The organism is Pseudoxanthomonas sp. LH2527 (genome assembly GCF_022539275.1).
In the GTDB taxonomy this organism is placed as follows: Bacteria; Pseudomonadota; Gammaproteobacteria; order Xanthomonadales; family Xanthomonadaceae; genus Pseudoxanthomonas_A.
The window spans coordinates 23,115-35,620 of record NZ_JAKZBW010000013.1 but is presented as its reverse complement, the minus strand read 5'-3'; the positions used below and the strand labels follow the sequence as shown (position 1 = coordinate 35,620).

The 12,506-nt window shown below is 67.6% G+C and carries 11 protein-coding genes; 4 read left to right on the top strand and 7 right to left on the bottom strand.

Annotated elements, in window-relative coordinates; genetic code table 11:
- The first annotated feature begins 50 nt into the window (after positions 1–50).
- Positions 51–1,268, top strand: coding sequence for a glycosyltransferase family 4 protein (locus MMG85_RS09045; RefSeq protein ID WP_241045746.1), 1,218 nt, complete (start codon positions 51–53; stop codon positions 1,266–1,268).
- On the top strand, positions 1,265–2,485 hold the full coding sequence (locus MMG85_RS09040) for a pyridoxal-dependent decarboxylase, exosortase A system-associated (protein ID WP_241045745.1): 1,221 nt from the start codon (positions 1,265–1,267) through the stop codon (positions 2,483–2,485). Before MMG85_RS09045 ends, MMG85_RS09040 begins: the two co-directional genes overlap by 4 nt.
- A gap of 56 nt (positions 2,486–2,541) precedes the next feature.
- On the opposite strand, the gene MMG85_RS09035 is transcribed toward MMG85_RS09040, so the two are convergent.
- The 7 genes from MMG85_RS09035 to tviB form a co-directional block, all read right to left on the bottom strand.
- On the bottom strand, positions 2,542–3,366 hold the full coding sequence (locus tag MMG85_RS09035) for an acyltransferase (protein ID WP_241045744.1): 825 nt from the start codon (positions 3,364–3,366) through the stop codon (positions 2,542–2,544).
- Entirely contained in the window at positions 3,363–4,667 is a 1,305-nt protein-coding gene (locus MMG85_RS09030) for a hypothetical protein (protein WP_241045743.1), read from the bottom strand. The genes MMG85_RS09035 and MMG85_RS09030 overlap by 4 nt, the downstream gene beginning before the upstream one ends.
- A 22-nt stretch (positions 4,668–4,689) precedes the next feature.
- Positions 4,690–5,433 carry a CpsD/CapB family tyrosine-protein kinase gene (locus MMG85_RS09025; RefSeq protein WP_241045742.1) on the bottom strand — a complete coding sequence of 248 codons (744 nt, stop codon included), beginning with the start codon at positions 5,431–5,433 and terminating at the stop codon, positions 4,690–4,692.
- 40 nt (positions 5,434–5,473) lie between these two features.
- Positions 5,474–7,063 carry an XrtA system polysaccharide chain length determinant gene (locus MMG85_RS09020; protein ID WP_241045741.1) on the bottom strand — a complete coding sequence of 530 codons (1,590 nt, stop codon included), beginning with the start codon at positions 7,061–7,063 and terminating at the stop codon, positions 5,474–5,476.
- Entirely contained in the window at positions 7,063–7,689 is a 627-nt protein-coding gene (locus tag MMG85_RS09015; protein ID WP_241045740.1) for an XrtA/PEP-CTERM system exopolysaccharide export protein, read from the bottom strand. Before MMG85_RS09015 ends, MMG85_RS09020 begins: the two co-directional genes overlap by 1 nt.
- Positions 7,690–7,772: 83 nt before the next feature.
- Positions 7,773–8,780: an NAD-dependent epimerase gene (locus tag MMG85_RS09010; RefSeq protein WP_241045739.1), complete on the bottom strand. Its 1,008-nt coding sequence runs from the start codon at positions 8,778–8,780 to the stop codon at positions 7,773–7,775.
- Between the two features lie 25 nt (positions 8,781–8,805).
- Positions 8,806–10,083 carry a Vi polysaccharide biosynthesis UDP-N-acetylglucosamine C-6 dehydrogenase TviB gene (gene tviB, locus MMG85_RS09005; protein ID WP_241045784.1) on the bottom strand — a complete coding sequence of 426 codons (1,278 nt, stop codon included), beginning with the start codon at positions 10,081–10,083 and terminating at the stop codon, positions 8,806–8,808.
- Between the two features lie 228 nt (positions 10,084–10,311).
- On the opposite strand from tviB, the gene galE reads away from it, so the two are divergent.
- Complete coding sequence (galE, locus tag MMG85_RS09000) at positions 10,312–11,328, top strand: UDP-glucose 4-epimerase GalE (protein WP_241045738.1); 1,017 nt, start codon at positions 10,312–10,314, stop codon at positions 11,326–11,328.
- A gap of 119 nt (positions 11,329–11,447) precedes the next feature.
- Entirely contained in the window at positions 11,448–12,503 is a 1,056-nt protein-coding gene (locus MMG85_RS08995; RefSeq protein ID WP_241045737.1) for a diguanylate cyclase, read from the top strand.
- Positions 12,504–12,506 lie beyond the last annotated feature (3 nt).

The window sequence follows — 12,506 nt, the reverse complement described above, 5'->3', positions numbered from 1 at the left end:
GGACTTCCCATGGCGCCGCGTGCGCCCTCTATCTACGCCAGCGAGTGAACATGGAAACCCCCGTCAAGCGCGTGCTCTACCATCATCGGACCCAGGGCAAGGCCGTGGAAGGCGTGCATATCCGCGGCGTTACCGATGCGCTGCGCGCCGAGGGCGTGGCGGTGGACATCATCTCCCTGCCCGGCGCGGATCCGTATTCTTCGCCCAAGGCCATGTCGCCGACGCAGCAGGCGCGTCCGTGGATGGGCCTGGTGAACAAGCTGCCGGAGCCGCTGTTCGAACTGGTCGAGGTGCTCTACAACCTGGTCGCGGGCTGGCGCCTGCTGGCCTACCTGCGACAGCATCCGGACCTGGACTTCATCTACGAGCGCTACTCGCTTTTCATGTTCCTGCCGACCTGGCTGGCGCGCCAGCGCGGTGTGCCGATGATCCTGGAGGTCAACGATTCGGCGACGGTCGAGCGCGTGCGCCCGCTGTTCTTCAAGCGGCTGGCGATGGCGATCGAACGCTGGACGTACCGCAACGCCGACGGTCTGGTGTTCGTCTCCTCGGTGTTCCGTGATCGCGCGATCGCGGCGCATACCGGGATCGCCCCGGCAATCATTACCCCGAATGCCGCGAACATCGACAAGTTCACCTTCACCCAGGCGCAGCGCGACGACACCCGCCGCCGCTACGGACTGGAAGGGTATGTGGTCTGCGGCTACCTGGGTGCTTTCGTGCCCTGGCATGCGATCGACCGCTTCGTCCACCAGATTGCCGACCGGCTGCTGCAGTCGCCGCACCTCAAACTGCTGCTGGTGGGCGACGGCTCGACCTATCCGGCACTGCGTGCGTTCGTGGAAGAACGCGGCCTGTCCGACCGCGTCATCCTGACCGGTCGGGTGCCGCATGACGAAGTGCCCGGCCTGCTGGCGGCGATGGACATGGCGGTGCTGCCGAGTGCGGGTGACTACACCTCGCCGGTCAAGCTGTTCGAGTTCATGGCCTGCAGCGTGCCGCCGGTGGCGCCGGACTTCGAGCCGATCCGCGAGGTGCTCGAGGAAGGCACGACCGGCTGGATGTTCCCGGCCGGCGACATGGACGCCGCGGTGGACAGCGTGTTGAAGTACAGTCGCGATGCGGAAGCGTTGCGGCGCGTGGGCGCCAATGCCCGCGCCTACATCACCCAGCACCGGCAATGGCGCAACAACATCCTGCAGCTGATCGATTTCCATCGCACGATCGGACAGCAGGCCCCGGAACAGACGGATATCCGCACTGCATGAATGCATCGACTCCAAGCTGGGAATGGCCACGGGATGCCACCGGCGAAATCCTGGTCGGCGGACAGCCGCTGACGCGCGTCGTGGACGCGATCGGCAGCACGCCTTGCTATGTCTACGACCGCCAGCGGCTGACCGAACGGGCGCGCAGCCTGCGTGCGGCATTGCCGGAGACGGTCCTGCTGCATTACGCGATGAAGGCCAACCCCATGCCGGCGCTGGTCTGCCACATGGCACGATGCGTGGACGGCATCGATGTGGCCTCGGCCGGCGAACTGCGCGTGGCCCTGGATACCGGCATGTCACCGCAGCACATCAGCTTCGCCGGTCCGGGAAAATCCGATGGCGAGCTGCGGCAGGCGGCCGCTGCCGGCATCCTGGTCAATGTGGAATCGTTCCGTGAAATCAAGGCGCTGGCCGAGGCCAGCGTGCGGAACGGCACGCCCGCCCGCGTCGCGGTGCGGGTGAACCTGCCGTTCGAGCTGAAGGCCTCCGGCATGAAGATGAGCGGCGGCGCGCGCCAGTTCGGTGTCGATGCCGAACGCGTACCCGAACTGCTGCGCGAGATCGCCGGCGCAGGCCTGGCCTTCGAGGGGTTCCACATGTTCGCCGGTTCGCAGAATCTGCGTCATGCGGCCATCGTCGAGGCGCAGAGCAAGTGCTATGAGCAGGCGCTGGAATGGCAGGACCTGCTGCCGGCCCCGATCCGCAGCCTCAACCTGGGGGGCGGTTTCGGCATTCCGTATTCGCCGGGTGAGGCGGCGCTCGATGCGTCGCCGGTGACCGACAACCTGGCGCAGCTGTCGGACCGGCTGGTGCGCGATCTTCCGGGCGCCCACATCGTGATCGAGCTGGGGCGTTACCTGGTCGGTGAGGCCGGCATCTACGTGGCGCGGGTGATCGACCGCAAGATATCCCGCGGGCAGGTCTTCCTGGTGGTGGACGGCGGCATGCACCATCATCTGGCGGCATCGGGCAACTTCGGCCAGGTGATCCGCCGCAACTACCCGGTCAGCGTGAACGGGCGCCGCGGCGAGCGTGAGATCGCCAACGTGGTGGGCCCGCTGTGCACGCCGCTGGACCTGTTGGCCGACCGCATGGAACTGGATGTCGCCGAGCCGGGTGATCTGGTGGTCGTGTTCCAGTCCGGTGCGTATGGCCGCAGCGCCAGTCCGCGCGCCTTCCTCAGCCACCCTGATGCGGTGGAAGCCCTGGTCTGACAGCAGCGAGCGGCGGTTGGCCGGCGGGTCGACCGCTCTTCGCGGTCGGCGCAGGGTCAGCCAGCGGCGGCGGCGCCGTCCGTCGAGGGCGCGGTGACGGGATCCGGTTTGGGGGCCACGGCTTTCGCCACCGGCGCAAGGTGCGCGCGCTCGGGCGGGGGCGTCAGGGTGCCGATGCGGCGTGCGGGGTTGCCGGCCACGACGGTGTACGGCGCAACCACGCCGGATACCACCGAGTACGCGGAGACGATGCTGCCTTCGCCGATCTCGCTGCCGGGCAGCACCAGCACATGCGAGCCGATCCAGACATTGTCGTGGACGATGATCGGCTTGACGTCGGCCTCGTCCGGCGGCGCGCCAGCGGCACGCCGTGCCGGGTCGGCAGGGTGTCCGCCGGAATCACGCAGCGTGACGCCACCGGCGATCTCCACATGCGCGCCGATCCTGATCTCCTTCCCGACGACCAGCCGGCAATCGTGGGCCAGGTCGGTGTGGTGACCGATCTCCAGGCGCGGACGCTTGGAGAAGCGCGCCGCAAAGTTGATGGAGAGCTTGCCGCTGATGCGGACGTGGTCGTGCACGATCAGCTCGCCCTTGCCCTGCACCCAGGGCACGTAGATGCCGGTGGTGACGCCCTTGCCGACACGCGTGCAGTACGCCTTGAACAACGGCTCGGCAATGAACGCCCGGCGGATGAAGAAAATCACGCCGCGGCCGGCCAGGAACAACCACAGGTAGGGCAATACCAGCACCCGGGGCGCCGGCAGCGTGAAGCCGCGCAGGCCACGGCGCGCCTTGCGCAGTGCGGCGGCGAGAGGGTGCGGTGACAGGGCGACCCAGTGCCGCATCGATGGCGTTGTCGCCTGGCTTTCCTTGCTCATCGGTTGCGGTAGGCGATGCTGAGGTAGATCACGTTCTGCTTGAACTCCGACGTTCCGCTCGCGGTGCTGCGCTCGTACCGATTGTACGAGAGCGAAGAAGACCAGTGCCGCGACCACTGCTTTTCCAGCCCGAGCGAATACAGCCGGTTGTTCTCGCGGCGCGGGAACGGGGGATCGGTCTCCGTCCGATCCCGCGACGCCGCGCCACGGAGGGTCAGCGAAGGCCGCAGGCGATAGCTCAGTTCGACGGAGACGCCACGGCTCTCCTCGCCGGACTCGCCCGGGTCGACGTAGTCGATCTTCTGCGCGTTGCCGGAAATGGAGTAGATGGTGCGGACGCCCGTGTACTCGTACCCCATGTTGAGGCTGCGTTGCTCGTAGGCCGACGGGGTGATGGTGGAGCGGCCGGTCAGGACGCTGGGCGGGATGCCGGATTCCGTGCTCGCGATGGCGCCGAGGGCTCCCGAGGCGGCGTCGGAGAACTGGTTGGCGGCGTTGACGCTGAAGCGGCTGCGCTCGCTCATCCGCCAGCCGAGTTCGGCGCGCAGCAGGGGATTGTTGCGTGTCTGGCCATCGTCGTAGTCCAGGCGCGCATAACCCGCATCCAGCAGCATGTCCAGGCGGTTGAACCTGCGGTTGTAGCTGGCGTAGGCCTCGTAGCGTTTGTGGTCGCGCGCAAACAGGTCGTTGTCGAAATCGACATCCTGCATCTGCAGGTTGACCGACAGGGTGCTCGTGGCATCGAGGTCCTTGACCGCACGCAGCGCGGCGGCGATACGGTCCGAGTTGAAGTCCTCGGTGACCTCGGCGTCGCTGTTGATGAAGCGCAGTTCGGCGCGGCCGCGCAAGGTGTTGCCCAGGTTGAAGTGCAGGTCGGGTCCCAGCGACAGGACGTTGATCTGCTGGCGGTTGTTGGGCGAGTCGGGCTCGAAGCGGTCGATGGTCTGGACACCGTAGCTGTCCTCGACGACGAGGCCCAGCCGGTCGGGAATGACCATCCAGTTCAGGCGGCCCTCCAGCATGCGGTCGGTGGCGTTGGCGTAGATGTCCTCGTAGCGGCGATGGTCGAGGCGTCCGCTGATCCTCGCCTGCACCGCCGAGGAGTTCTGTTCGATCGCAAAACCCAGCCCGGCGCGGAAGATGGTCTGCTCGACCGGGTCGGTCTCGGACAGCGTCACGTTGTCGTCGCGCTCGACGCCGGCGTCGAGGGTGTAGTCGATGCGCACGGCGTGGGCCGCAACGGGAAGGGCGGCCGCAATCGCGGCGGCGACCAGCGTGATGCGACGTGGATGCGGTTTCATGCGAACTCCGCGCGGGCTGCGCTCATTGGATGTCGTTGAAGACGACGCCGGCCAGCTTCTCGGGCTCGAAGTTCGCCGCGGCCTTCTCGATCTGTTCGGTGGTCACCCGCCCGTACCCGGCGACCAGCACCACCAGGTCGGCCAGGTCGGAGAGGATGCGTGCATCGGGCGACTGCAGCACGGGTGGACCGTCCAGTACCAGGTAACGGTTGCCGTGCGTGCTGCGCAGCGAGTCCACCAGGCTGCGCATCCGCAGCGAAGAGAACGACTCGCCGGTGATCTCGCGCACGCCGCCGGTCGGCACCAGGTACATGCGCGGCAGCACCGTCCGGTACTGCACGGGGGCGATCTCGCTGATGCGGTCGTCCAGGTAGTCCATCAGGCCGCCATTGACGGCATCCACGCCGAGCGCGCCGTGTTGTGCCGGGCGCAGGGCGTCGCAATCGATCAGGGTCGCGGTCTTGGTTTCGTCGAACGCGAACGCTGCGGCGAGGTTGCGGGCCACGAAGCTGGCGCCGCAGCCCGGTACGACGGGAGCCACGAGGGTGACGAAGTTGCGGTCGCCGCCCAGCGCGAGCAGGCGCGTGCGCAGGTCGCGGAAGGCATCGGCCTGCAGGCGCGTGGAGTCGTTGCGGTGGATCAGCCGACGGTCCTCAAGGGCACGCGGGCTCAGCAGGGGCGGCTCGACGGCGCGCACGATGGAGCGCGCGGCGGAGGGATCGACGCCTTGTGCGCCGTCGTTGTGCGGGTGGGTGCGGCTGTTCATGGCGTCTTCCTGGCGACGGATCTGGTGCATGGGCGTGGCATCAGGCACTGGTGAGTTTGAGGGCGAACACCAGGCCGTACACGACGAACACGCCGCAGACCATCGCTGCGCTGGCCATGAACCTCAACGACTGGCGTCGACGTTCCTTGGGGGTAAGGTAGGTCGGGATCACGGTCAGCAGGGGGGTACTTGTCTTCTGCGCGATCTGGCGGGCGACGCGGACGCGGGGATCGAAGCGCACCAGCAGGAAGATCAGGCCGAGCGGCAAGGCCACGGCGAAGGTGAAGCCGGCGGCCGCGATATGCATGAAGCGCAGCCCGCTGGGCCGCAACGGCATGGTCGCCGGGTCCTGGATCCGCAACGTCAGGCCACGGTTTTCCTGGTCCAGCCCCATCGACACGCGCGCGTTCTCGCGGCGGCGCAGCAGGTCCTGGTAGATCTCGCGGTTGACTTCGTAGTCGCGCGTGAGCTCGGCCAGCGCGCTTTCGGATGCGGCGATCCGGCGGCTGCGGTCCAGTTCCGCCCCTAGCATCGATTCGGCGATGCTCATGCGCGAGCGGGTGGCGGCTGCCTCGTTGCGGGCCTGGGCCTGCTGGCTGCGCAGTTCGTTGTACAGCGGGTTGAGCTGCGCGTCCTCCGAGGCGAGCACGCCCTGCGTCGGCTGCTTGCGGCGTTCCTGTTCCTGCGCGATGGCGCGCTGCACGTCTTCGATCTGGTGGCGCACGCGCACCACGTCGGGGTGGCGTTCGGTGAAGGTCAGCATCAGCCGGTCCAGCTCCGTGCGCAGTTCGATGAGTTGCGTGCGGTAGAGGCTCTCGCGGGTCTGCACGGCGGTGACGGCGGATTCGCCGGACAGCTGGTCGCTGATGGCGGCGGCGCGGGACTCCTGCTCCAGCAGCGACATGCGGGTCTGCTCGACCTGGGTCCGCAGCGAGCTGATGCGGGTGTTCACGTCGGTGGCGCTGCCGGGCTGGGCATCGGCATTGCGCGAGCGGTAGTCCTGCAGGTTCTTTTCCGCGTCGGTGAGCTTGCGGTGGTATTCCTGCACCTGCTTGTCGATGAACTCGTAGGCTTCGCGGCTCTCGCGCTCCTTCGTGGCCAGCGCCTCCTGCATGAACAGCGTGCCGAAGGCTTCCGTCACCCGGTAGGCGCGCTCGGGATTGGTGTCCCGGTAGCTGATCTGCACCAGGTCGTTGCGCGGGCTGTTGACGGTGGTGTTGTTGCGGATGTCCTCCATCAGCTTGTCCTGCGCGACGGGGCTCAGCTCCTTCTCCGTCCACTTGCCGACCGCGAGGATTTCCTGCAGCACCTTGCGGCCGTACACGATCTGCCGCGCCATGCCGGCGCGATCGGATACGCCCGTGGACACGGCGCGTCCTTCCAGCAGCGGCTGGATGATGTCGCTGTCCTGGGCCAGGATCGTGGTGGACGCGATGTAGTTGCGCGGGATGATCAGCATGCCCACGACCAGCGTCAGCAGGGTGATGGCACTGAAGGTCGCGGCAATGGCCAGCACCCGCTTGCGTGCCTCCTTCAACAGCACGAAGGCGAGTTCCTGGGGCGTCAGTTCGTCCGCCTTGCGGGCCTGGGCGGCCGTGCGCGGGGGCGGCAGGATATGGTTCGAACTCATCAGAACGTCCGCTCCGGAATCACGATCACGTCACCCGGCGCCACCGTGTAGTTGGTGGACAGGTCGCCGCGGTTGAGGATGCGGTCCAGGCGCACCGGGTAGGTGGCGGTGGTTTCGTCCTTGTTCTTGCGGAACAGGTCGGAACGGTCCGGCGCGGCGAACTCGTTGATGCCGCCGGCTGCCAGCACCGCGTCGAGCACGGTCATGCCCTGCCGGTACGGGATGGAGATCGGCTGGCGCACGGCGCCGGTCACGCGCACGCGCGACAGATATTCATGGCTGCGCAGTTCGGTCAGGATCACGGCCACCTGCGGATCGCGCACGTAGTCGCCCAGCTTCTTCTGGATGTCGCCGGCCACGTCGGCGGGCGTGCGGCCACCAGCCGCCACGTCGCCCACCAGCGGCACGGAGATCATGCCGTCCGGACGCACCGGCACGGTGATGCCCAGTTCCGGATTGCGCCAGACCGAGACCTGGACAATGTCGTCCACGCCGATCAGGTAGTTCTCGACGGCGGTGGTCGCCTGCTCTGGCGGCGCGGACTTGCTGCTGGCGCCGCCGGAGGCGCAGCCGGCGAGCAGGAGCGCCAGCATGACGGCCAGAAGGCCGGCGAAGGTGCGGTTCATCGAACATCCCCTGATGTTGTTGCGGATTGCCTCCTATAACGCAGGCAACGCCGTCGCCCGGCCATCCGCGCAGGGGATTCGAGCTACACCCGATAGAACTCCCGGTACCAGTCGACGAAGCGGCGTATGCCGGTTTCGATGGGCGTGGACGGGTGGTAGCCGGTGTCGCGACGGAGCGCTTCGACGTCAGCGCAGGTGTCGGGCACGTCGCCGGGCTGCATGGGCAGCAGGCGCTTCTCGGCCTTGCGGCCCAGGCAGTCTTCCAGCACTTCGATGTAGCGGAGCAGCTGGACCGGCTGGTGGTTGCCGATGTTGTAGACCCGCCACGGCGCGCTGGAGGAGCCGGGGTTCGGCAGCAGCGGGTCGTAGGTCGGGTCGGCACCGGGCACGGTGTCGAGCGTGCGGATCACGCCTTCGACGATGTCGTCGACGAAGGTGAAGTCGCGCGTGTGGTGGCCGTGGTTGAACACGTCGATGGGCTTGCCTTCGAGGATGTTCCGGGTGAACAGGAACAGCGCCATGTCCGGGCGGCCCCACGGGCCGTAGACGGTAAAGAAGCGCAGGCCGGTGGTGGGCAGGGCGAACAGGTGGCTGTAGGTGTGCGCCATCAGCTCGTTGGCCTTCTTGGTGGCCGCGTACAGGCTGACCGGGTGATCCACGCTGTCCTCCACCGCGAATGGCAGCTTGCGGTTGGCGCCGTAGACCGAGCTGGACGAGGCGTACACCAAGTGCTCGACGCCGCGGTGGCGGCAGGCTTCGAGGATGTTGGTGAAGCCGACGATGTTGCTGTCGATGTACGCGTGCGGGTTCTCCAGCGAATAGCGCACGCCGGCCTGCGCGGCCAGGTTCACCACGCGCTGCGGCTTGAATTCGTCGAACGCGGCTTCCATGGCCGCGCGGTCCTCCAGCGAGGCGCGGACGAAGCGGAACCCGTCCTTCGGCAGCAGCCGCGCCAGGCGCGCGTCCTTCAGCGTGGGGTCGTAGTAGTCGTTGAGGTTGTCGTAGCCCAGCACTTCGTCGCCGCGGTCGAGCAGGCGATGGCTGAGGTGGGAGCCGATGAAGCCGGCGGCACCGGTGACGAGGACGCGCATCGGGGAATTCCGTGGAAGAGGGCGGTTACAGGCAGTCGTCGACGGCGTGGCGGGGTAGTGCCCGCTTCACGTCGAAGACCACCGCACCCGGCTTGCCGAGGGCGCGGACGCCGTCGGCGCCGCGCTCGGTGAACTGCCGGTGTGCGACGGCCAGGATGACGGCATCGTACTGGCCGGCCTGGGGCTCCGCCACCAGGTCGAGGCCGTATTCGTGCTTCGCCTCCTCTGCGCTGACCCACGGGTCGTGCACGTCGACCTGCGCGTTGTAGCTGCGCAGTTCGGCCACGATGTCCACCACGCGCGTGTTGCGCACGTCCGGGCAGTTCTCCTTGAACGCCAGCCCCAGCACCAGCACCCTGGCGCCGGCGACGGGAAGATTGCGGCGCGCCATCAGCTTGGCGACGCGGCGCGCGACATGGCTGCCCATGCCGTCGTTGATGCGGCGGCCGGCCAGGATCACGTCCGGGTGGTAGCCGATCTGCTGCGCCTTGTGGGTCAGGTAGTACGGATCCACGCCGATGCAGTGGCCGCCGACCAGGCCGGGGCGGAACGGCAGGAAGTTCCACTTGGTGCCGGCGGCTTCCAGCACCTCGTGGGTGTCGATGCCCAGGCGGTGGAAGATCAGCGCCAGTTCGTTGATCAGCGCGATGTTGACGTCGCGCTGGGTGTTCTCGATCACCTTGGCCGCTTCGGCCACGCGGATGCTGCTGGCCTTGTGGGTGCCGGCGGTGATGATGCTGCCGTACAGCGCATCGACGAAGTCGGCGACCTCCGGCGTGGAGCCGGAGGTGACCTTCATGATGGTTTCCAGCCGGTGCTGCTTGTCGCCCGGATTGATGCGTTCGGGACTGTAGCCGGCGTAGAAATCCTCGTTGAACTGCAGGCCGGACTCGCGCTCGATGATCGGGACGCAGGTCTCCTCGGTGGCACCCGGGTACACGGTCGATTCGTAGATCGCCACGGCGCCCTTGCCGATGGCACGCCCCACCGTGCGGCTTGCCGACTCCAGCGGATGCAGGTCCGGACGCTTGTAGTCGTCGATCGGCGTGGGCACGGTGACGATGAAGACATTGCAACCCGCCAGCGCGGCCGGATCATCGCTGAAGCCCAGCAGCGGAGTGTCGCGCAGTTCCTCGGCGCTGACCTCCAGGGTGTGGTCGCGGTAGTCGTTCAGTTCGGCCACGCGCTTGCGGTTGATGTCGAAGCCCAGCGTGGGGAACTTGCGGCCGAAAGCGACGGCCAACGGCAGCCCGACGTAGCCCAGGCCGATCACGGCGATCCGCACCTGGTCCAGGGTGGGCAATGGAGCGTTCTTCAATGGGGGTCCCCTGTGTGCAGCACGTACGGAAGAGTCTAAAGGCCCGGAGGGTGCGGAAGCGTGACCGCGGCCGGGCTGCTGTCGAGTCGATCAACGTGCAAAGCCCGTTCGAGAGGACAGGATGCGCCGATGGCCTGATGGTGTCGTCCGCTACGTACCACCTGCATGACCGGCCATCAATGGGGCTGGACGACCAGCGACCGGGGAGTCGAGATGCGGATCCTGTTGTGCGGTGGCGCCGGCTACATCGGCGCGCATGCTTATGTGGTGCTCGTCGAGCGCGGCCATGATGTGGTGGTGGCCGACAATTTCAGCAACAGTTCGCCGGGCGTGCTGGCGCGACTGCAGCTGATCACCGGGCATCCTGTGCCGTTCCAGCCCTTGGACCTGCGCGACCGCGAGGCGGTGGTCGGCTTCTTCGCGCGGCAGCACTTCGACGCCGTGGTGCACTTCGCCGCGCTGAAGTCCGTCGGCGAATCCTGCGAGCGGCCGCTGGACTACTTCCACAACAACATCGGCGGCACGCTCAACCTGCTGCACGGCATGCAGTCGGCGGGCGTCAAGCGGCTGGTGTTCAGTTCCTCCGCCACCGTCTACGGCGACCCGGCCAGCGTGCCCGTGCGCGAAGACGCACGCCTGCAGGTCACCAATCCGTACGGCCGCACCAAGCTGGTGATGGAGGAACTGATCGGCGACCTGTGCGCCAGCGATCCCGGGTTCCACGCCGCCAACCTGCGCTATTTCAATCCGGTCGGCGCGCATGAGTCCGGCCTCATCGGCGAGGACCCGACCGGCATTCCCAACAACCTGATGCCCTACATCTGCCAGGTGGCGGTGGGGCGGCGCGAGCACCTGAGCGTGTTCGGCGGCGACTGGCCGACCGTCGACGGCACCGGTGTGCGCGACTACATCCACGTGATGGACCTGGCGCGCGCGCACGCCGACGCGCTGGACTTCCTGGTGCGCGAGCGTCGCAGCCTCACGGTCAACCTGGGCACCGGCCAGGGCGTCAGCGTGCTGCAGCTGGTCGAGGCGTTCGCGGGCGCGGCATCGCGCGCGATTCCCTACCAGATCGTCGCGCGACGCGCGGGCGACGTGGCCGAGGTGTACGCGGATCCGTCGCTGGCCAACGACGTGCTGGGCTGGCGCGCCGAACGCGATGTCGATGCCATGTGCCGCGACGCCTGGCGTTGGCAGTCGCAGAACCCGCAGGGTTATCCGGCCGCCTGACCGGCGCGGCGAACGTGACCGGGTTGGCATAAGGACCGCCGCGACGGCGCGTCGCAGGCTGGCGATGGCGGGACGATTGGCCGAGAATCGGCGCACGTCCTCCCTCCTGCCGGATCCGCATGCACTCCGACGCCGTGCGCACGCTGGCGGAACAGAACCGCTCACGCTACGGTCTGCGTATGTACCGCATGCGTGCGCTGGGGTTGGGATTGGGCGCGCTGTGCGTGGGCGCCGTGCTGTACGAACACGCGGCGGCGCCGGCGTTGTGGGCCCTGTTGCTCGCCAACGGCTTCCTGTGGCCGCATCTGGCCTACCTGCGGGTGAAGTTGCATCGCGGCGATCCGCTGTCGGCCGAGTTCCAGAACCTCACCTTCGACGCGGCCATGGGCGGCTTCTGGATCGCGGCGATGCACTTCGACGCGCTGCCCAGCGTGCTGCTGGCGGTGATGCTGACGATGGACAAGGTGATCGTCGGTGGCGGCCGTTTCGGCCTGCGCACGCTGGCGGCGATGATCCTGACCTGCGTAGCCGCAAGCGCCGCCTGGGGCTTCGCCTTCGACCCCTACACCAGCTACCCGGTCGTGCTGGCCTGCCTGCCGTTCCTGGCGGTCTATCCGATGGCGATCGGGTTCGCCACCCATTCGCTCTCGCGCAAGGCGCGCCAGCAGAAGGACATGCTGGAAAGAATGGCCCGCTTCGATGCCGCCACCGGGCTGATGAACCGCCAGCAGTGGCTGCACGAGGCGACCGCCGAACTGAGGCGTTACCAGCGAGTGGGGCGCACCGCCGTGCTGGTGCTGATCGACATCGACCGCTTCAAGGACATCAACGACGGCTACGGCCACACCGTCGGCGACGAGGTGGTGGAGGAATTCGCACGGCTGCTGAAGGCCTGCCTGCGCGATGTCGACACCGGCGGGCGCTACGGCGGCGACGAGTTCGGCGTGGTGATGCCGGATGCGCGCTGGGAAGAGGCCATCGTCGCGGCGGAACGGCTGCGGCGGCAGGTCGCTGCCTGCACGTTCTCCGCACGTGGATTGCGCTGTACCGTCAGCATCGGCCTGGCGGAATGCCATGCCGGCATCGCCTCGGTCTCGGACTGGATCAACAGCGCCGACAGCGCGCTCTATCGGGCGAAGGCGCAGGGACGCGACTGCATCGTGGTGGGCTGCTGAGCC